The organism is Aquimarina ulvae, from assembly GCF_053613295.3.
The window spans coordinates 44,292-66,469 of the sequence record NZ_JBSIBP030000005.1; the positions used below are offsets into that span (position 1 = coordinate 44,292).

A 22,178-nucleotide genomic window follows, 5' to 3' on the forward strand; every position below is an offset into this window, starting at 1 on the left:
AAAAATGAATGCAATGAAGATAAATTTTAAAAACTTAACAAACATTGGTGTATGCGCACTCCTATTATCTATAGGATCTTGTACCGATGATTTAGATGTAGCAGTTAATGATGATCAGAATCAAACTACGGATGAATTCTATAGTTCTGATCAAGCATATTTACAAGCACTTGGAAAACTATACTCAGGATTAGCTGTTAGTGGACAAGATGGTCCAGGGAGCAGTGATATTTCTGGAATTGATGCCGGTTTTGGTCAATATTTAAGAGGATTCTGGCAACTTCAGGAATTACCAACAGATGAAGCAGTAATTGCTTGGGGAGATCCAGATTTACCAGTATTAAATTTTGGTCAATGGACTTCTAGTAATGCTTTTGTAAGAGCTTTTTATGACAGAGCAAATTTTCAGGTTTCTTCTGTGAATGAATATTTGAGACAAACGTCTGATGCAAAATTAGACTCCAGAGGAGTTTCTGCAGCTTTAAAAGCAGAGATTCAAGGATTTAGAGCAGAAGCTAGATTCTTAAGAGCATTAAGCCACTATCACTTGATCGATATGTTTGGTAACATTGCTTTCTTTACTGAGGATGATCCTGTTGTTGGATATATTCCCCCTCAAGTTTCGAGACAGGAGGCTTTTGATTTTGTAGTGTCAGAATTACTAGCTATTGAGGATGCCATGCCTGAGCCAAGATCTAACTCTTATCCCAGAGCGGATAAAGGGGCCGTATGGATGTTATTATCAAAACTCTATCTCAATGCAGAGGTATATACGGGTACAGCGATGTATACCGAAAGTTTAGAATATACTAATAAGATATTGGGTGCTGGATATAGTTTAGTAGATGATTATCAAAAATTATTCTTAGCAGATAATAACGCTAATGGTTCTCAGAGCGAAAGTATTTTTAGTATTGCTTTTGACGGAATCAACACTCAGTCTTTTGGAGGTACAACGTTTTTAACGCACGCTCCTATTGGTGGAAATATACAACCAAGAGCATTTGGTATTGACGGAGGATGGTTTGGAGTGAGAACAACAGAAGTGTTTGTAGATTTATTCGGAAGTAGTAACGGATCATTTACGATCTATGAGTATGATAATGACTTACGATTATTAGCTCAGGATGGAGATGCTTTAAAAGCATTTGATGCTGATGGTGATTTAGAATACTTGGGTTCTGATCCAAACAACACAAATCCGGCTTTTGATGCTGATCAAGTGTATCGATATGACTTTTTGACCGGTGTTATTACTAATAATGGAACAGAAGTCCCTGCTCCGGCTATGGCTGTTTCTATTGCTTCACAACCTGTTTGGAATGATTCAAGAGGAAAGTTCTACACAAATCAACAAACACTAAAAATTGAAACACTTTCTAATTATCAGGATGGATACGCTATTCAGAAATGGAGAAATGTTGGTGTTGATTTGGAACCAGGTTCTGATGGAACTGGCACACACGTTGATGCTGATTTTCATATGTTCAGACTTGCAGAAGTCTATTTAAACTATGCTGAAGCTGTTGTAAGAGGTGGAAATGGCGGTACGCCAACGGACGCAGTTGGATATATCAATCAACTTCGTGAACGTGCTTACGGAAATGCTAATGCGAATATCAATGCAGGTAATTTGACATTGGATTTCTTATTAGATGAAAGAGCAAGAGAATTGTATTGGGAAGGACAAAGAAGAACTGATCTTATACGATTTGACCAATTTACTGGAGGTAGCTATTTATGGCCTTTTAAGAATGGAGCTACTAATGGTTCTCCACTCCCACCTCATATAAGCCTTTTCCCAATACCATCTACTGAATTAGTAGCAAACCCAAACATTAATCAAAACTCAGGTTATTAAAAAATTATATAAAATGAAAAGAATATTTTTAACATTAGCTATACTAAGCACCCTATTTATTGGATGTACAAGTGACGACAACATAGAAGAAAGACCAGTTTTTGAATTGGCTGAAGCCCCAGTATTAACTGCACCGGAAGCTGGTACTTCTTATGTATTTACTTTTGAAACAAAAGATCTTTTAGCCGAAAGATTTACTTTTACTGATGCTGATTTTAACTTTGATTCAGCAACAAACTACTCCGTAGAGGTAGATGCAGAAGGAAATGAATTTGCTAATGCGCAAGAACTAGGTAGTAGTAACTCTTTACAAATACCAGTATCTGTAGATTCTTTTAACAATGCAGCTTTAGCATTAGGATTAGCTCCTGGAGAGCCTTCTAATGTAGAAGTTCGAATCGCTGCAAATGTAGGAGCGGGAACGCCTCAATATTCTGAATCTAAAATTGTGGTGGTAACTCCATTTACAACAGAAGCACCAAAATTCTTCCTTATCGGTAATTTTCTAAATGCAGGTGGATATGGTGATGACTGGACTCCTTCAGGTACTTTACCAACTATAGAAGCTGCTGAATTTGGAGCAACTGCTTTCCAAGGATATGTGTTTTTGAACAATCCAAGCCCTGAATTTAAAGTTTTACCAACGAATACAGGTTTTGATGGTGATTATGGAGATGCAGACGGAAGCGGAACATCCGGAATTTTAATACAAGAAGGAGAGTCTAACATGAGAGTTTCTGAAGCTGGATATTATAAAATTGATGCTGACTTTACAGACCCTGAAAACATTACTTGGACATCAAGAAAGCAGGTGTGGGGAATCATTGGAGCTGCAACACCAACTGGATGGGATAGTGATACTGATCTTACATATGATCCAGCCTCTAAAACTTGGAGTATCGTGATTGATTTAGTTGTCGACGAATTTAAGTTTAGAGCTAATGATAACTGGGATGATCCAGTTGATAACTTTGGTTCAGGAGCTGAAGATGGACAATTAGATTTTAACGGAGGAAACCTTAGTGTTGATACTGCAGGAACTTACTTAGTGACTTTAGACTTGAGTAACCCTAATAATTATACATATACTTTAACTCCACAATAGTTAAATATAATCATAAAAAAGGCTGTTATCAAATATAACGGCCTTTTTACTTTAAATACACAGCGTCATGAAAAAAATTACTTTGATAATTGTATTCTTTCTAGGATTGATTACATCTAATGCGCAACAGCAAAATGCTACTTTTACCATTGATCCGCCTGCTTTTAATGAGGATGATGAGATTACTATTACTGTATCTGGTGTGGATCTCAATATTTGGGGAACAACAGATCTATATTTATGGGCTTGGTATTTTGATAGCCCAACGGCAACAGCTGCCATCAACTCTCCTAATAATGGAGATTGGACAGACTCCTCCAATAGCGCGCAACCTCAAATCTTTACCGATAACGGAAATGGAACATATTCAATTACCTTAACCCCAACAACTTTTTATGGTACTACAGGAATTGATCGTATTGGTATGCTGGCAAAAGCTCAAGATGGTACTGGAGATAATAAAACTCAGGACAATATAGTGAATGTTGGAATTTTTCAACTTACACTAGATGCGCCAACAGATGCTGTTAGCATTATTGATAGCGGAAATGACTTAACCATTACCGCAACGAGCACTGTTACTGCTGATTTTGAACTTTTTGCTAATGGTGCTTCTGTCGATACACAAGCTGGTATTACAAGTTACAACACTGCCTACACAATTACCGAAGGTGTGGATTTTGAACTGGTTGCCACAGAATCAGGAACCACTAATTCATTATCAGAAACGTTCTCTGCTATTACAACTCCCGTTAATAATGAAGCTCCTGTACCTGCAGGGATGAAAGATGGGTTAAATTTAGATGGAACTTCTGCTACTTTAGTACTGTATGCACCAGGAAAAAACTATGTTCATGTAAAAGGAAATTTTAATAACAACGATTGGACTCTTGATAACACATATTTATTAAATAAGGATAGTGCTCAAGATCGGTTCTGGATTACTTTGGATAATTTACCAAACAATGATGACATCTTATATCAGTATGTTATCGATGCTTCCATATCAGTAGCAGACCCCTACTCTACTTTAATATTATCGGAATTCAATGATGGATTTATTGACGACACCACTTTTCCTGATTTACCAAGTTATCCAACCGGAAAAACTAATGATGCTATATCTTGGTTTAAAACTGGAGAAGCACCATACATTTGGCAGACTACAAATTTCCAAAGACCAGAAGTTACTGATTTAGTAATTTATGAATTATTAATAAGAGATTTTGATGCTTTACATTCGTTTGATGCTGTAAAAGCAAGACTAGATTATTTAGAAGATTTGGGTGTAAATGCAATTGAATTAATGCCTGTTTCAGAATTTGATGGAAACATTAGTTGGGGATACAACCCTTCATTTCACATGGCATTGGATAAGTATTATGGAACTCCTACTGCATTTAAACAATTTATAGATGAATGTCATGCTAGAGGAATTGCGGTCATCTTGGATGTAGTCTATAATCACGCGACAGGTCAAAACCCTTACTATAGAATGTGGAATGACTGCAATGGTTGCTATAATGGTCAGGCGACTGCAGAGAATCCTATATTTAGAGAAACTGATTCTAATCCGACTTTTTCGTTCTTTAATGATATTGATCACGAATCTACAGCTACAGAAGATTATATTGACCGATTAAATGAATATTGGTTAACAGAATATAATGTAGACGGTTTTAGGTTTGATTTTACCAAAGGGTTTACAAATACCATTGGTGATGGAGGTGCTTTTGATCAAAGTCGTATCGATATTTTAACTAGAATGAACACAGCTATTAAAGTTGTAGACCCAAATGCATACGTAATTCTAGAGCATTTTGCTCCAAATTCTGAAGAAACACTGCTCATCAACGAAGGAATGCTTGTTTGGGGAAATAGTAATTTCAACTATAATCAAGCCACAATGGGTTATGGAGACTCTAATTTCCAATCAGTATCTTATTTAACGCGTGGTTGGACGACTCCATCAAATGTTAGTTACATGGAAAGTCACGATGAAGAGCGGCTTATGTACAAAAACGTTCAGTTTGGTAATAACACCAATGCGCCAACATATGATGTAACAGATCTATCCACTGCGTTGGATAGAGTGGAACTCGCAGGCGCATTTTACTTTACCATACCAGGACCAAAACTGATATGGCAATTTGGTGAACTTGGGTATGGATTTAGTATTAATCGATGTGAGGATGGAAGTATTGATGATGGATGTAGAACCAATCCAAAACCAATTCGCTGGGATTATCTAAATGTTACTGACAGAACCGATGTATATGATATATACGCTAAGTTAATCAGTTTAAAATTAAATGAGCGAATTTTTAAAACAAATGATTTTACCTTATCTGTATCTTCTGCCACCTCTAAAAAAATTCAACTTACGGATGCTGCTGCCATAGGAGATGAACTAAAATATGTAACCATTATAGGTAATTTTGGAGTGAGTACGATTACTGTCGATCCCGATTTTCAGGAAACAGGTACTTGGTATGATTTACTTAGTGAAACGGGAGAAACTATTACTGTAGCCAATGTTAATGCTCCAATTACTTTGCAACCGGGAGAATTTAAGGTTTATGGAAATGAACAGCGTAATTTAAGCACACAAGAGTTTATTAAGGGTAGCAGCTTTAAAGCATATCCTAATCCGGCCAAAACTGCTTTTAGCATCGATGAATCCGTACAAAAAGTATCTGTATATACTATTACTGGATCTTTAGCTAAAAAATTTGAAGGTGATTTCCAGCCTGGAACCAGTTTCGAAATAGGAGAATTATCCAGAGGATTATATCTCGTACAAATAGAAAACGAAAATGGAATAGCCACTACTAAACTAAGTTTGAACTAAAAGGTAAAAACTAGATTATTGTATGAAAAAGGAGTGTTTTTTTAGGCACTCCTTTTTGTTTTGTAAAAACATTTTAAGTAATAAAGAATGATAAAAATATTATCGCTTCTTTCATAAAATAAGTGTCTCCAAATTCGAGACACTACCTTTCTAACAAAAAAAAATCAAAGTGAATACATTTCGCATGAATAACATTTTTTGTATAGATCCCTTTTGTAATTATGCTAAAAAACCATTAATTACACAAACTTATTAACACTATAACGTTTACGTAAATTTCCCCTAAGTAACATTTATATATTTCACCGTATTATACAGTAAAAGTATACTATCAAATCATTATTAATTTAAATTCATTAAAAATGAAAAAATCAGAAATTTTAGAGAAGATTAAAGGTGAAATCTTAGACAGAAAAGAGGCTAAGCAAATTACCGGTGGTTACGAGTATGGATCCTTCCCGAATTGTCCATCTGGAAAAATGTATCCTCCTCATGGGTCTTGGATAAATGGTCAATATTTGTATTATGATACTGAATTGCAAAGTTGGTGTAAGCCTAATTATTAAGATCTATTCATCTTACATTATTCATAGAGGGTGTCATCTGGCATCCTCTTTTTTAAACATAAGTATCATGAAGATTATTCAAAGTTTTTGGACCAAACCTACATATCATAATTCAGATGATGCCAACGCAAGGTTTAACGGTGGGTGGCCTAATCAAAAATATGCTTTTTATAGCTTTGCCTTAAGTGCGTTGACGATCAATAAGTTTTATAGAAAAAATGAGTTATTTACAGACCATAGAGGAAAAGAACTGTTCGATAATATATTGGAGTTACCATACTCTGATATTCATACAAGTTTAGAAAAGATTAATAATTATCATCCTAAATTATGGGCTTTTGGTAAATTAGTTACTTGTGCGGATCAAAACGAACCTTTCTTACACTTGGATAATGATATTTTCATTTGGGACAAAATTCCTTACGATTTTAACCAATATGACATTATTGCGCAAAACATTGAAACCGATTTTCCAGGATACGCAAAAACGTTTAAATATATGCTTGCTAATTTCGATTCTATTCCTAATGAACTTATCAACAACTATTACAAAAATGGCAGGATTCTGGCTCATAATGCAGGTTTTATTGGTGGAAAAAACAATGAATTTTTCAAGGAGTTATATGATACTGCTCAATGCTTAATAAAAAATAATCAACACCATTTTCCACATATAGATATTGGAATTTTCAATACTATTTTCGAACAGCAATTGGGATATGCAATTACCGAGAAAAACAATTTAAATGTTCAATATTTATTTGAGAATGTACAACCAAATTTTACAGAAATTATTGATTTAAGCACGGTACCACTAATTTCTAAATTTATTCATTGCATCGGTTTTGCAAAAAAATCAATCTTTGCCTGCGAACAGATTGAAGCCAGACTTCAATATCATTTTCCGGATTATTATAAAAATATAAAAAGTAAACTTCATAGACTTTTCCCTGATCAAGGCTTTGATATAGAAATCAGATCTTCCAGGTTACAAAACATATTTGATTTTTATGATTTTGTAGAACATATGACTGTTGACAAATTATTAACGATCAAATTTGCCATAAAAAAAGATTGTTTCATAGATTTTAATGCAGACCCAATAACTATTCAATTTACAGTTCCGTATAACCAAAAAATTGACAAGAAAGATCTTGTTGGATGGCACAGTATTTTACTTTACTTTATAGAACCTGTTTCTATTCAAGAACTTTATGATGAACTATCTGAAGATGATGCGTTTATAGAACAGTATGGTGAAAACATTACAAATTTTAAAACAAAGATGTTGTCCTTTGTACTTGAAAAAACATTGTTACTGGAAATACTACAACCAGAATCCATCGGAGTTTCACAATCAGTATGAACAAAAAGACCAGCTAAAATTTTATAACGAAAAAAACACTCCTTTTTTGGGTAACAAATCACCACAAACATGAACTAATCTATACGAAACGTATAGGATCTGATCGGGTATGGTAGCATAATCGAAAAGAATTACTTTTCTTTGTAACAGATCACAAGACACAAAATTAAAACTCTTAATGCCAAAATTTCCATTTTACAAACAAGCTGAATCCAAAGATTGCGGACCTACTTGTATTAAAATAATTGCTAAACATTACGGAAAAGTACTGAATACACAAAAACTTAGATCCCTAAGCGAAACTACCAGAGAAGGAAGTTCTTTACTTGGTTTAAGTGAAGCAGTAGAAAGTATTGGTTTTAGGTCATTGGGTGTAAAATTATCCCTGAATCAGTTATTAGAGGTTCCTCTACCGTGTATCGTACATTGGAATAAAGTACATTATGTAGTGGTATACAAAATCAAAACCAACAGAAAAGGTGGCATGACGATTTATGTCTCTGATCCTGCGCACGGTTTAATAACCTATACCAAAGAGGAATTTATCAAAGCCTGGATTGGAAACAACGCTGATCAAACTACAGAAGAAGGAGTTGCTCTCTTAGTAGAACCCACACCTAAATTTTACAATGACAATATTGATGAAAAGGATGAAGAATTTGGGTTTAAATTCATTTCCAAATATGTTTTTAAGTATAAGAAATTTATCTTTCAGCTTATACTGGGATTAACGGCAGGTAGTTTATTACAATTAATCACACCTTTCCTCACACAAAGTATCGTTGATGTAGGTATCAAAAATGAGGACATCGACTTTGTATATCTTGTGTTGATCGCGCAACTATCTTTATTCGTTGGACGAACATTAATCGATGTTCTGAGAAGCTGGATCTTATTGCATTTAAGTACCAGAATAAATATTTCGTTGATCTCTGATTTCTTTATTAAGTTAATGAACCTTCCTATCTCTTACTTTGATGTAAAAATGACAGGAGATTTATTACAACGGATTAATGATCATAAGAGAATTGAGCAAATACTAACGATGTCATCGTTGAACGTATTGTTTTCTATGGTAAACTTAATTGTCTTTAGTATTGTTCTGATCTACTATAGTTTCTCTATATTCGCCGTTTTTGCTGTGGGTAGTGCCTTCTATTTTGCTTGGATACTAATATTCTTTAAAAAGCGTAAAAAGTTAGATTACAAACGTTTCTCTCAGATTAGTGAAGAACAAAGTAAAGTTATCGAATTGGTAAATGGTATGCAGGAAATTAAATTGCATAATGCTGAAAAAAGAAAACGATGGAACTGGGAGTTTGTACAAGCAAAGCTTTTTAAAATATCGATAGAAAACCTTGCACTGGAACAATATCAAAGCGTTGGTTCTGCTTTTATCAATGAATTAAAAAACATACTGATCACTGTGCTTTCTGCTGTTTTAGTGATTGATGGAGAAATCACGCTAGGTATGATGTTGGCTATCACATCTATTGTTGGGCAGCTCAACGCACCAATAACACAATTGATTAACTTTCTTAGAGAGCTACAGGATGCTCAGATTTCATTAGAACGTCTGGGAGAAATACACAATAAAGAAGACGAGGAAAAATCAGGGGAAGAAAAAATACGAGATATTCCGGAAAATTCAGGTTTTGAAATCAAAAATCTTAGTTTTAGATATGTAGGATCTGATAAACCGGTGTTGCAGCATCTGGATTTATCAATTCCTGCTAATAAAATCACCGCTGTTGTTGGCGTTAGTGGAAGCGGAAAAACGACCCTTATGAAGCTTTTGCTAAAGTTTTATGACCCTGATGATGGTCAGATATTTATTGGTTCACACGATCTGCAACACGTATCTCAGAAAGCCTGGAGAGATCAGTTTGGTGTGGTTATGCAAGAAGGGTATATTTTTAATGATACTATTGCTAATAACATCGCAGTTGGTGAAGATTATGTAGATAAGAAAAAATTAGCACACGCAGTTGATGTCGCTAATATAAAGGAATTTGTAGAGTCTTTACCTTTATCTTATAACACAAAAATAGGAATGGAAGGTGTCGGATTAAGTACAGGTCAAAAACAACGGTTGTTTATTGCCAGAGCCGTATATAAAAATCCTAAGTTTTTATTCTTTGACGAAGCTACTTCGGCATTAGACGCTAATAACGAAAAAGTAATTATGGAAAAACTAGATACTTTCTTTAAAGATAAAACAGTTATGGTGATTGCACATAGGCTTAGTACTGTAAAAAATGCAGATCAAATTGTAGTATTGGATAAAGGAGAAATTATTGAAGTTGGAAACCATGAATCCCTAATTAAAGAAAAAGGAAGCTATTACAATTTAGTCAAAAATCAATTAGAACTTGGTAAATAATGTTTAATGAAGAATTAGTAATTACGAATTATCGCCTAAATGAAAAAAGAAAATATTGTTCAGACAAAGAGTTATGATTTTGCTTTATCGTGCATTAAATTATTTAAAAAATTGACAAAAGAACAACACGAATATATTTTATCAAAACAAGTTTTAAGAAGTGGCACTTCTATAGGGGCTAATATTGAAGAAGCTATTGGAGGGCAAAGTACTAGAGATTTTTTATCAAAAATGTCTATTTCATATAAAGAAGCAAGAGAAACCCATTATTGGTTAAGACTGTTAAGAGATAGTAATTATATTAGTAGAAAGGAAAGTAAAAGTCTGATTGAACAATGTGAAGAATTACTTAGAATTATTGGTTCAATACAAAAAACCACTAAATTAAAAACTCGTAATTAATAATTTAAAATTCGTAATTACACAAAATATGCCAGATAATTTAGATGACATACAACTAAGAAGTGAAGAGGTTCAGGAAATACTGACTCGCGTACCTCATTGGATGATTCGTTGGGGCAACTTGTTGATATTAGCACTGATATTGTTATTATTGTTTTTATCTTGGATGCTAAAATATCCTGATACTATTCCGGCAGAAGCCGTTATTACAACAGAAGTACCATTACAAAAAGAACAAGCAAACGTTAGCGAAAAAATAGAAGCTATATTAGTAAAGGAAGGAGATACTGTTCCCGAAGACACGCCGCTTGCTATTTTGCGTAACACGGCTAACTATCTGGATGTCTTTAGCCTTAAAAGGGTGATCGACACCATCACTATCAATAATAGAAAAATTGAATTTCCTTTTGATCAAATGCCTCCAATTCTAGAACTCGGAGATATCCAAACAAGTTATGCAACTTTTGAAAACAGTTATATTGAATATAGTTTAAACAAAGAGTTGCAACCTTTTTCTGATGAAAATTTGGCCAATCAAATTTCCCTATCAGAATTATATAGAAGACAAGAAAGTATTTTAAGTCAAAAGAAGAGAGAAAAGAACGCGTTAAACTTTAAGAAAAAAGATTTTGAAAGACAAAAAGAGTTATATGAAAAAGGAAGTATTTCTCAACAAGAATACGAACAAGCAGAAATAGAGTATTTACAATTTGAGAATCGCTACAAGGATTATGACACGCAGCTTTCTCAGATTAAAGAGAGTATAAGTAATGCCAAAAAAACATCAAAAGGTACGGAGTTTAATCAACGAAGAGAAGAAATTAGCTTACGTAATAAAGTTATACAGTCTTTTGACCAGCTAAAAAAGAGCATCAAAGATTGGGAGCTGAAATACCTTTTACAATCTGACATTGAGGGCCGCGTTTCGTTTTCTAATTATCGTTTTGAAAACGAAAATGTCACCGCTGGTGACATCGTTTTTGTGGTAATCCCAATACAGGAATCCTCATCTTATGTCGCCGAAATAAAAGCGCCTAGCCAAAATTCAGGGAAAATAAAAATTGGACAGAAAGCTAATATCAAATTAGAAAACTTCCCGGATGACGAATTTGGGATGCTTCAAGGTACAGTGGACTATATTTCTATGCTACCAGATCAAGATGGGTTATATCTAATTGATGTAAAACTTCCTAAAAAGTTAATTACAACCTATAATAAAGAAATACCTTTCAAACAAGAAATGAGAGGTTCTGTAGAAATCATAACTGAAGACCTTAGGCTTATAGAACGATTCTTCTATCAGTTTAGAAGCTTGATGGATGAGTAGACGCTAAGCTGCCTTTGGTAAGGATATTAAAAACACACTTCCTTTTCCTAGTTTGCTATCGACTGCTATTTTGCCTTGATTAAGTTCTATTAATTCTTTACAAATTCTAAGGCCAAGACCGGTTCCTGTCTCATTTTTTGTACCATTGGTGGTAAATGTATCTTCGGCAAATAATTTTTGAAGATTGGCAGGTTCAATACCGACACCAGTATCTTCAAAAAAGATCTCATAATAATCTCCTTTATCTTTGGATATCAATGCAATCGAATCTCCAGAATTGCAAAACTTAATAGCATTAGCGATCAGGTTTTGCGCTACGATACCAAACATATCTTTGTCAGCAAAGATTATAGTAGATTCTAGCTTATTGATGAGTTTAATACCTTTTTCTTCAGCTTTAGATTTAAAAAAAGTGAACTTATTATCGATAACTTCTACAATATCAAAAGTAGTTGGATTCGCATTGAGCTCTTTCATTTGTGATTTTGACCAGTTTAACAGGTTATTTAATAAGATTGAGGTTTGATGTGTTCTGTTCGCCAATAAAGGTACTATCGCTCTAAACTCTTCTGTAGAAATTACATCTTCTTTCATTAGATTCAAACTACCTTCTAATCCGTGTATTTCATTTTTTAAATCATGGGAGATGATAGAGAATAACTTATTTTTTACCTCATTCGATTCATTGAGCTCTTTTATATATCGTTTTCTTTCTTTTCTGGTTCTTATAAAAAGAAGTAAGAAAATTAATATGATACTGATTATTGCTAAACTGATAAAGGTAAACACCCTATATCTAAATAACTCTTCCTTGGTTCTTTGTTCTCTTTGCTCTTGCTCGTCGATAAGCTTTAATTGCTTTAATTCTGCTTCATACCGCGCTTTGGCATTTTCAACTTTTTGAGCAGTACTTTCATACATTCTTTTATCAGAAAGTTGTTGATATGCTCTTTGCCATTGAATAGCTTCCAGAAGATTACCTCTAGTAGAATCCAGTTTAAAGGAATACTTATAATTTTTCAAAATTAATGAGGTCACGTTAGATTGAATAAGGTCTTTTCTGGCCTCTTTTAGTAACATAGCTGCTTTTTGATACGCACCTTCTTCTAGTGCTATAATTCCGAGTTGTTGTTTAGCGTTTACAACAATAAGCTTATAATTTGCTTGTGTTCCTACACACATTGTTGTATCATAGAATCTTTTTGCCGCTTCATAGTCTTTACCATACATTGCAGCTTTTGCCATAATGCTATAAGACTGAGCAGTATGTCTTACATCGTGTTCTTCTTTGTTAATTAATAACGCTTTTGGTAAAATTTGTTTTGCTTTAGAAAGTTTACCTCCTTCTGTATATAACAATGCAAGATTGTTCATCACCATTCCCACACCGCTAATTTTTAAGTTTTTACGGGTATGAATAGATTTCAAATAAAACTTTTCAGCATTTGGAACATCCTTAAGCTCTTTATAGATAATAGCTAAATTATTATAAATACCAGACAATCCGATACTATCCCTTAATTGTTCCCGATATAACTTAGCTTCCATTAGATAGTCTGCTGCTTTTTCCAGGTTTCTTTTATTTTGTTCGATAATGAACCGATCATTATTCAACGTTGCCAATCCATCTTTATCGTTAGCCTTTTTGAAATGATTTAACGCTTTTTCAAAATTTTTATCAGATTCCAAGGCTCTTTTGGATTCATTACAAATAATCGCTTTTAATCTATAAGCGAGTCCTGCTCCTCTTGCGTACTCGATATCATCGGCCACATTAATAAGTTGATTGGCTAATGACTCTGCCTTATCCAATACATCTTCATTTACCAATTGTTGCAAATCTCTGATAGCTGTATGAAACAAAACTGAATCTTTTAATGTTTCTATATTGGAAAGATCGACTCCGGTTAGTTGGCTTTGCGAAAAACCATAAAAGTTCATCATAGAACAAACCATCACGATAAAGGTTATTCTTTTCATACTATTTATTTTGGGGGCAACAAGACAAAATACATTTTAAACCAACAAAATACACAAAAAAATAAATAAAAATAATAAAATGTAGTATTAAACTTACTTTTATTTACAGATTTACCGTATAGTACTCTGGCATTCAAATAAAAAAGCCTTTCAGATATTGAAAGGCTAACCACTTATTGTTTATAAATATGACTTAGGTTAAGAATCTTCTTCCTTTAGAGAAACTTTGTTTTTTGAGGCAACCCAGTCCTGTACTAACTCTTCTAGAACAGTTAGCGGTACTGCCCCATTTGTTAAAACAACCTCGTGAAACTCTTTAATATCAAATAATTCATTTCCTAAGCTTGTTCTGGCTAACTCTCGTAGTTCAAGAATTTTATTCATTCCTATTTTATAAGCTGTCGCCTGACCAGGAATCACAATATGTCGCTCCACCATTTTTATAGCATCGCTCTCGGCATTTGGGGTGTTATCAGTATAATACTTTATACCATCTTCTCGAGTCCATTTTTTATGATGTATTCCAGTATCTACAACCAGTCTGCAAGCTCGCCACAACTCCATAGCTAACCTTCCAAAATCAGAATATGGATCATTGTACAGCCCTATTTCCTTTGGTAAAAACTCATTATACAATCCCCATCCTTCGACATACGCCTGATACCCGCCAAATTTTCTAAATTTTGGAATATCTTCTAATTCCTGTGCAATAGAGATTTGCATATGATGCCCAGGAATACCTTCGTGGTATGCCAAAGCTTCCATTTGGTATTTTGGCATGGCTTCCATGTCATACAAATTAGCATAATACGTTCCTGGTCTAGAACCATCAGGAGTCCCTTGCTGATAAAAAGCTTTTCCCGCACTCTTTTCTCTAAAAGGTTCTACTGCTTTTACTACGATATCTGCTTTAGGTTTTGTAATAAAAAGTTCGTTTAATCTTGATTTCATATTATCAATTAAACCTACTGCTCTTTCTAAATATGCTGCTCTTCCATTTTCATCGTTATCATAATAAAATTTTGGATCTTCTTTCATGAACTTAAAGAAATCCTGTAATGTTCCTTTATACTTAAGCTCTGTCATAATATCCTTCATCTCTTTATGAATTCTAGCGACTTCGTTCAACCCTAATTTATGAATTTCTTCGGCTGTCATATTCGTTGTGGTGGTGCGCTTTAGTGCAGTATCATAAAAAGATTTACCTTTTGGAAATTTCCAGGCACCATCATCTGTTATGGCACGTTGTTGTTGATCTTCCAACATAGCAATCAGCGCTGTATATGCTCGCTTTACATCTTCTAACAATGCTTTTTCAGCGGTAGTCGTCAACAACTTTTTTTCCTCTTCTGAAAGTTCTAATGCGTTAATTTTTCTTGTAAAGTCTGAGAGCAACGTGCTTTCTTTATTGGATGCATCAAAGGGTTTTCCGGTTATTAAATTTCTACAATCGTTTAATACTTGAGCAAATACAAACTTTGGAGGAATAATACCGTTTTTCTCTCTGATTTTAATATTGTCAATCAGTTGAGCAAACAATTCATCCATTGCCGATAGTCGTGATATATATGCTTCTGCATCGCTTTTATTTTCTATCCGGTGCATATTAATCAAAAAAGCAGGAATCTCTGCCTGCATTCCCTGCAATTGATTTACCGGATAATTATAAAAGCGATATTGAAAATCCTCTATGGTATTTTCTAAATCGATTTTCATTAACTTGTAACTTAACTGAGTGGCTTTATCAAGCTTAGAAACATCCACAGAATCTTTCAGATATTTTAGTCTTTCTTTCGCTTTCTCTAAGTCTTCTCCTTCTTTTTTAGAGGATATATTATCCCACTTGGCGTAATCCTTTGTTTTTATTCCCAAATAGGCCTGCATCATAGGAGAGTCTGCAAGTTCCTCCTGAAACTGAGTTTCAAACCAGACATTAAGCTTCTTAGAATACTTTTCTATTTGTTCTTCATCGACATAGACAACTTCAGTTTCTTTATTTTCATTTTTACAGTTAACGGTTATCAATAAAAAAGTTGTAATTATGAGATAGCACATTACTTTATTCATCGTATCAGGATATTACGGTTTGTTAGTTTATTTTACAACAGAGAACTCTATAGATGAGTCTTCATATACTCTATGCGTCTGTTTTTTAAAATCAGATGCTTTTGCTTTAAAAATGTTAGGGACAAATGTCTGCGGATTGATATCTATAAAAGGGAACCAAGTACTCTGCACTTGAATCTGAATTTTATGCCCTTTTTTAAACGTATGATGTACATCCTGAAGTTTGATATTTACAGCCGTTTTTTGGTTGGATACAAATGGCTCTGGAGTACTGAAGCTATTTCTAAACCTTCCCCGTAATACTTCGCTTCGTACCATCATATGGTAATTAGACATTTTCAGGTATTTCTGGGTCTCCTCTGTATCTTCGGCATCTGTAGGGTATACATCAATTAATTTCACAGCCCAATCCGCAGCAGTTCCGGTAGTGGCAACCTGTAACTTGGCTAAAACCTCTCCAGAAAGCGTCATGTCTTCTGTAAGAACCGATGTTTCATACACCAATACATCTGGACGTCTTGCCGCAAAACGCTGATCGTCTGTCATATATTTTCTTGGTGTAAACACCATTTTAATATCTTCAGAATATGGAACTGGTTTTTTAGGATCACTAATAAACTCTGAAAATCCCTTCCCTGCATTTTTGGCTAAGCCTTTTCCGGACAAATACATCGTTTTTTTCTCGGTATTTTTAGGTGGCCAACTATCAAATGTATTCCATTCCTTCTTTCCTGTATCAAAAATCTGAATTTCGGATAAACCGGTGGATTCATCTCCATCTCCTTTTAGAAAATGATTAAAGAATTTTGTTTCTACATTCTTTTGAAAGGTAATTGAAATATCATCTCCAAAGTAAACGTTACCAATTGACTGGCGCTTTTTGTTCCTTGCCCAATCCCCGTGACTCCAGGGCCCAAAAACCATTATATTGTAATTTTTACTATTTTTTTCTATTTTCTCGTAAGTCTCAAAAGGTCCATACAAATCTTCTGCATCAAATAACCCCCCAACGACCATTACCGCAGGTTTAATATCCTTAAGATGTTGAATAATTCCTCTTTTCTGCCAGAAATCGTCATAATTAGGATGTTCCTTTAACTGCGTCCAAAAAACATTGTCATCTTTATAATATTGATCCAAAGAACTCAGTGGCCCTGCGTCCAGAAAAAACTGATATTGATCTTTAGCTTTTAATTCTGGAAATGTATACCAGCTCTCTTTTACGGGTTCTGTTTTTTCATATCCAAATACAGCGGTTGCTCTCCAGTAACTTAATAAATAAGCTCCATTATGATGAAAATCATCAAAAAAGAAATCTCCTATACACGCCTGTGGAGAAACTGCTTTTAGTGCGGGATGTGCGTCTAACAAAGAATACGTAGCATAAAATCCCGGGTAAGAAATACCCCACACTCCTACGCTACCATTATTATTTTCTACATTGCTTACTAACCATTCTATGGTATCGTAGGTATCACTTGCCTCATCAAACTGCTTGTCCGTTTTGTTTGGAATATACGGTCTCATATTGTCGTACACACCTTCACTCATCCATCTCCCGCGTACATCCTGATACACAATAATATTACCTTCTTTCATCAGAAATTCATTCGGTCCAATTTTAGATCGAAACTGATCCTCTCCGTACGGTCTGGAACTATATGGAGTTCTTTGCATTAAGATTGGATATTTTTTACTTGTGTCCTTAGGAGAATAGATAGTGGTATGCAGTTTGGTACCATCTCTCATAACAATATCTACTTCCTGCTTAGTGTAATAATCTTTTAGATCGTAAGCATCCGAATCACTGATGGATTTTGTTTCATTTTGAACAGTAGTATTACTTTCTGTAGTAACTTTTTTGTTACTAGAAAACATAAAAAGTAAAAATCCTAAGAAAGATAAGAGCGTAAATTTAGTGAATCGCATTTGTGTTATTTTAGATGAATGTGGAAGATAAAAAAATGCAATTTCGACTTGCTTCTTTTTAAGGAGATTTTAACAATCTTATTGTTCTAAGATAGTCTAAAAAAATAACCTTCGGGATACACCGAAGGTTATTTTAAAGAGTTATCAGTAAAATAATAGTTAGTAGGAATTATAACTACTTTTTAGTAAAATTCTTTAATCCCTTTTTTAACCAATTTAGGTATTCGTTTTCGTTAGGGGTATAAGACGTAGTAGTATTTAACAAATTCATTTCGGAGTCTATCAAAACATAATATGGTTGAGAATTATTTTCAAAGTTTAAAGTTTGAAACGTTGCCCATTTATCTCCAATCGTCTTAATGGATTTTATCTTTCCAGATGACTTAAGGAATTTGAATTGGTCTTGTTGCTTGAGTTTTTCTCGATCATCTACATAAAGTGAAATTAAAATATAATCATTTTTTAAGATATTAGTAATCTCCGGATTACTCCAAACTTGTTCTTCCATCTTTCTACAATTGACACAAGCCCAGCCGGTAAAATCTATCATTATAGGTTTATTTTCCTTTTTTGCTGCTTCAATTCCTTTATCAAAATCAGTATATGCATTTAATCCTAACGGTCCATGTGTTTTTTTCTCATATATACTGTAAAATAATGGAGGTGGAAATCCACTTAATAATTTTAGATTTGCATATACTGTATTGGTAAGACCTGGTATTAAATACAACACGAAAACAAGTGTTAACATTCCGATACTAATTCTAATTTTGCTTAGCTTTTTAATTGGGCTATCGTGGGGAAAACGAATTTTTCCAAATAGATAAAGAGTTAATGCTATTCCTATAATAATCCAAATTCCAATGAATATTTCACGTTTAAGAATTCCCCAATGTTCTACTAAATCTGCATTCGATAAAAATTTAAAAGCTAATGCTAATTCAATAAACCCTAAAACCACTTTAACTGCATTTAGCCACCCGCCACTCTTGGGTAAATTATTTAACCAATTAGGAAATAAAGCAAAAAGTCCAAAAGGTAGCGCTAATGCTAAGCCAAATCCTCCCATACCAAAACTTAATTGCATGGCTCCTCCATCGCTACTTAGCGATCCACCTAATAACGAACCTAAGATAGGTCCTGTACACGAGAATGATACCAAGGCTAATGTTAACGCCATAAAAAAGACTCCCAAAAGACCTCCTACACTTGTAGCTTTACTATCCATTTTATTACTCCAAGAAGCTGGCAATGTGATCTCAAAATATCCAAAAAAGGATATTGCAAATACGATAAAAACTATAAAGAAGATGATATTCAACGTAACGTTGGTAGATATATTATTAAGAATTTCAGGATCTAGAGAATCTAAAAGATGAAAAGGAAGGCTCAATAATACGTAAATGGCAAATATAAAGAAACCATATAATAGTGCATTGATCATTCCTTTCTTACGATCCTTAGCGCCTTTAGTAAAAAAAGACACCGTAAGTGGAATCATAGGAAAAACACAGGGTGTTAGTAGTGCAATCAAACCACCTAAGAAGCCCAATACAAATATTTTTAGAAAACTTTGGCTTTTTACATCTTCTTTGGGAAACTCATTCCAGCCTTTTACACCAATATCTAAAGCTTTAGATTTACTTATATCTTTAGATTCGATACCTAGAGTTTCTGATTCTGCAAAGTTTTGCCCAGATAAATTTAAATTAAACTCAACAATATCAGGCGCTAAACATTTTTCATCATCACATACTCCAAAAAACACTTCGGCTTTAACACTTTCCAGAGAAGGATTCAATCGTTTTATTTTCTGAGTAAAGACAACATTGTTCTCAAAATACTTAATTTCCATTTCAAATACCTTATCAAACTTCTGTATACCTTCAGGTTCTGTAGTCTTTCCTATTAGCTCATACGATTTTTCTTCATTATAAAACGTAAATTCAGTTGCAGTTGGTGCTATCTCATCAGTCTCCACTTCTTGCTGAGAATAAATATGCCATCCTTTTTCCAGCGTAGCTTCAAAATAAAGTGTATACACATTTTCTGACTCTTCCTTTACGCTACTTTTCCATTTTATAGGCTCAAATATTTGTGAAAATAATGTAGTGGAAAACAATAACGCTGCTACTAGTACTAGAATATTCCTCATTAGGTAATCGTTACTTTTAAAATTCTTTTCGTTTTTGGGCTTATTTTATATCTATTATCTGCTCTGTAATTGATAATCCAAACAATTTCATCACCAGAACATAATAGCCAAACTCTTTCTTTGGCCAGCAAAGATAGTTTTTCATCTTTAAAATACTTACTTAACTTCTTTTTGCCTTTCATGCCTAAGGGATAAAAATAGTCGCCTTCTATCCATTTTCTTACAATTAATGGATACTTTAACTTTTCTTTATCTACGTATATCGTTTTTAGATTGGTTTCCGACACTTGAGAAACCTCTTTCAGTTTGATCATGCCGGATGGAATGATAATCATATTCTCTTCTTCCTGAATTTTGTAAACACGATCAGAAACTTCTTCAATTATCGGGCATAGCAACAAATGCCCTCTATTTTTCACCAACCTATGTGTCGAAGAAAAAACTTGTTTGCCGGACTGTGAACTTAATATTTGCAGTATATCATCCCAAGCAGTAAAACCAAAATCTTTTAATAAGAAATATAAATATGCTTTGGGATCATCATATTGTTGTAGCTTACGTATCGGAATCTTAATGGTATCTAATTCTGAATATTCAAAAACATCTTTTCGTACGCGATTAACCTGATTTTTCACAAACGTATTGGTTTGTTTTAAATGACTCAATGTAGTTTCAAAATTTTCTAAAAAACTAGAGTTTATCGCCAAAAGTTCTGGTATTACATGATGCCTGAGTTTATTTCTCAAATATTTTGTGCTCTTATTACTGCTATCTTCTCGCCAGATTACATTATTTTTCTTTGCAAATTTTACAATTTCGTTTCTCGAAAAAGGTAATAACGGGCGTATATACAGTCCATTGATTTCCGGAATTCCCGTAAGTCCATCAATTCCTGTTCCTCTGGAAAGGTTTATTAAAAAAGTTTCCAGATTATCATCTTTATGGTGCGCTGTCGCAACATAATCATATTGGTATTCAATTACCACTTCCTGAAACCAATTATATCGCAGTGCTCTAGCGGCCATCTGTATAGAAAGTTTATGATCTTTCGCATATGTATCCGTGTCAAAACTTGTGGTAAAAAAAGGGACTTCTAATTTATTTGCTAATTCAGAAACAAACTTTTCATCCTCTTCGCTCTCGCTATCGCGCAACTGAAAATTACAGTGTGCAATCCCAAACTCTAAATCAAGTAATTTACAAATATGAGTCAGTGCCACGCTATCTAATCCTCCACTACACGCAATTAGTAATTTCTTTTCTTTAAGAAATGAAAAGTGATCGTCAATATGGTTCCTAAATTTTGCTATCAATATTTTTGATGTTACTATTTGGACAGGTATCAAAGATACGATTTTGTAAAGGTTGATCAACTTTTCTTATTTATGTCTTTATGTTTTGATTTTCAGGTTTTTAACACAAAAACTCAATCCTTTTTGTTATTTTTAAACAACTCTTAAAATTTTGATATTATGAATAGAATTGATGAAATGCCAAAATATTATGAAGATGATCATAAAAAAGAGTTTAGTAAAAAACTACTATCTGTAGTACCACATCTACATCCATACGTAAAACACAGAATATACATTGCGGAAAGCACAGGGATTTTACCAAGAAATATGTATTGTTCAAATGGTATTATAGACGATGCTATTGTAAAACTATATAATGAAGATCAATTAGATATTGCTATGAATAAGCTTACCTTAGAGTTAAAACTTTTCAGAATTGCAGATCACTTAATTGATGAGCTTTATATTAACGAAGGTTGGCATCAGCGATGTATCAGTACCAATTATTTTTTAAGAGAAGAACTTGATAAATTAGAAGAAAACTATACTTCTGAAGCAGATAACGAATTGATCATGAGCGAAGATTTAAATGATATTTCTTATCATCAAAACTCAGAAAAAAAACAGTTGTTCATTTATGATGATGCTGATTCTGCCATACTTAAAGTTATTAAATCTGAAGACTCTTCAAAAAATAAAAAACAGAAATTATTAGGTAAATTCTATAGTTGGTTGCCACTGGAAACTTCTAAAATTATTGATCTTTTTGTTTTCGGAAAATTAAATTTTGAAGAAATTGCCATCATAAAAGATGTCACTGCACAAGAAGTAAAACAAACAATTATTAATGTCAGAAAAAGTTTTAGAAAGAACCTTATTTAAATTATTAAT

Annotated in this window: 14 protein-coding genes; 9 read left to right on the forward strand and 5 right to left on the reverse strand. The window is 33.6% G+C overall.

What is annotated here, in order from left to right:
* The first annotated feature begins 13 nt into the window (after window positions 1-13).
* The 8 genes from ACWGOQ_RS12155 (at window position 14) to ACWGOQ_RS12190 (ending at window position 11,861) form a co-directional block, all read left to right on the forward strand.
* Window positions 14-1,861 (forward strand): RagB/SusD family nutrient uptake outer membrane protein, encoded by a 1,848-nt coding sequence (locus ACWGOQ_RS12155; protein ID WP_452058421.1) that lies wholly within the window; start codon window positions 14-16, stop codon window positions 1,859-1,861.
* 13 nt (window positions 1,862-1,874) lie between these two features.
* The gene (locus tag ACWGOQ_RS12160) at window positions 1,875-2,966 is read left to right on the forward strand and encodes a SusE domain-containing protein (RefSeq protein WP_452058422.1); all 1,092 of its coding nucleotides are present in this window, start codon (window positions 1,875-1,877) and stop codon (window positions 2,964-2,966) included.
* Window positions 2,967-3,033: 67 nt separating this feature from the next.
* Window positions 3,034-5,817 (forward strand): alpha-amylase family glycosyl hydrolase, encoded by a 2,784-nt coding sequence (locus ACWGOQ_RS12165; protein WP_452058423.1) that lies wholly within the window; start codon window positions 3,034-3,036, stop codon window positions 5,815-5,817.
* Window positions 5,818-6,179: 362 nt separating this feature from the next.
* Window positions 6,180-6,383 carry a hypothetical protein gene (locus ACWGOQ_RS12170; RefSeq protein ID WP_452058424.1) on the forward strand — a complete coding sequence of 68 codons (204 nt, stop codon included), beginning with the start codon at window positions 6,180-6,182 and terminating at the stop codon, window positions 6,381-6,383.
* Between the two features lie 67 nt (window positions 6,384-6,450).
* Entirely contained in the window at window positions 6,451-7,749 is a 1,299-nt protein-coding gene (locus ACWGOQ_RS12175) for a DUF6734 family protein (RefSeq protein WP_452058425.1), read from the forward strand.
* A gap of 178 nt (window positions 7,750-7,927) precedes the next feature.
* Window positions 7,928-10,132 carry a peptidase domain-containing ABC transporter gene (locus tag ACWGOQ_RS12180; protein ID WP_452058426.1) on the forward strand — a complete coding sequence of 735 codons (2,205 nt, stop codon included), beginning with the start codon at window positions 7,928-7,930 and terminating at the stop codon, window positions 10,130-10,132.
* Window positions 10,133-10,171: 39 nt separating this feature from the next.
* Window positions 10,172-10,534 carry a four helix bundle protein gene (locus tag ACWGOQ_RS12185; RefSeq protein WP_452058427.1) on the forward strand — a complete coding sequence of 121 codons (363 nt, stop codon included), beginning with the start codon at window positions 10,172-10,174 and terminating at the stop codon, window positions 10,532-10,534.
* 28 nt (window positions 10,535-10,562) lie between these two features.
* The gene (locus tag ACWGOQ_RS12190) at window positions 10,563-11,861 is read left to right on the forward strand and encodes an HlyD family secretion protein (RefSeq protein WP_452058428.1); all 1,299 of its coding nucleotides are present in this window, start codon (window positions 10,563-10,565) and stop codon (window positions 11,859-11,861) included.
* A 3-nt stretch (window positions 11,862-11,864) separates the two neighbouring features.
* Here ACWGOQ_RS12190 and ACWGOQ_RS12195 read toward each other — a convergent pair whose 3' ends face one another.
* The 5 genes from ACWGOQ_RS12195 to tilS all read right to left on the reverse strand — a co-directional run bounded on the left by ACWGOQ_RS12195 (window position 11,865) and on the right by tilS (window position 21,338).
* On the reverse strand, window positions 11,865-13,841 hold the full coding sequence (locus ACWGOQ_RS12195) for a tetratricopeptide repeat-containing sensor histidine kinase (protein WP_452058429.1): 1,977 nt from the start codon (window positions 13,839-13,841) through the stop codon (window positions 11,865-11,867).
* 198 nt (window positions 13,842-14,039) lie between these two features.
* On the reverse strand, window positions 14,040-15,908 hold the full coding sequence (locus tag ACWGOQ_RS12200) for a DUF885 domain-containing protein (RefSeq protein ID WP_452058430.1): 1,869 nt from the start codon (window positions 15,906-15,908) through the stop codon (window positions 14,040-14,042).
* Window positions 15,909-15,935: 27 nt separating this feature from the next.
* Window positions 15,936-17,837, reverse strand: coding sequence for a CocE/NonD family hydrolase (locus ACWGOQ_RS12205; RefSeq protein ID WP_452058431.1), 1,902 nt, complete (start codon window positions 17,835-17,837; stop codon window positions 15,936-15,938).
* A gap of 175 nt (window positions 17,838-18,012) precedes the next feature.
* Window positions 18,013-19,992 carry a protein-disulfide reductase DsbD family protein gene (locus ACWGOQ_RS12210; protein ID WP_452058432.1) on the reverse strand — a complete coding sequence of 660 codons (1,980 nt, stop codon included), beginning with the start codon at window positions 19,990-19,992 and terminating at the stop codon, window positions 18,013-18,015.
* Complete coding sequence (gene tilS, locus ACWGOQ_RS12215) at window positions 19,992-21,338, reverse strand: tRNA lysidine(34) synthetase TilS (RefSeq protein WP_452058433.1); 1,347 nt, start codon at window positions 21,336-21,338, stop codon at window positions 19,992-19,994. The genes ACWGOQ_RS12210 and tilS overlap by 1 nt, the downstream gene beginning before the upstream one ends.
* A 126-nt stretch (window positions 21,339-21,464) precedes the next feature.
* Here tilS and ACWGOQ_RS12220 point away from each other — a divergent pair, with 126 nt between their 5' ends.
* Entirely contained in the window at window positions 21,465-22,169 is a 705-nt protein-coding gene (locus ACWGOQ_RS12220; protein WP_452058434.1) for a hypothetical protein, read from the forward strand.
* Window positions 22,170-22,178: the final 9 nt, after the last annotated feature.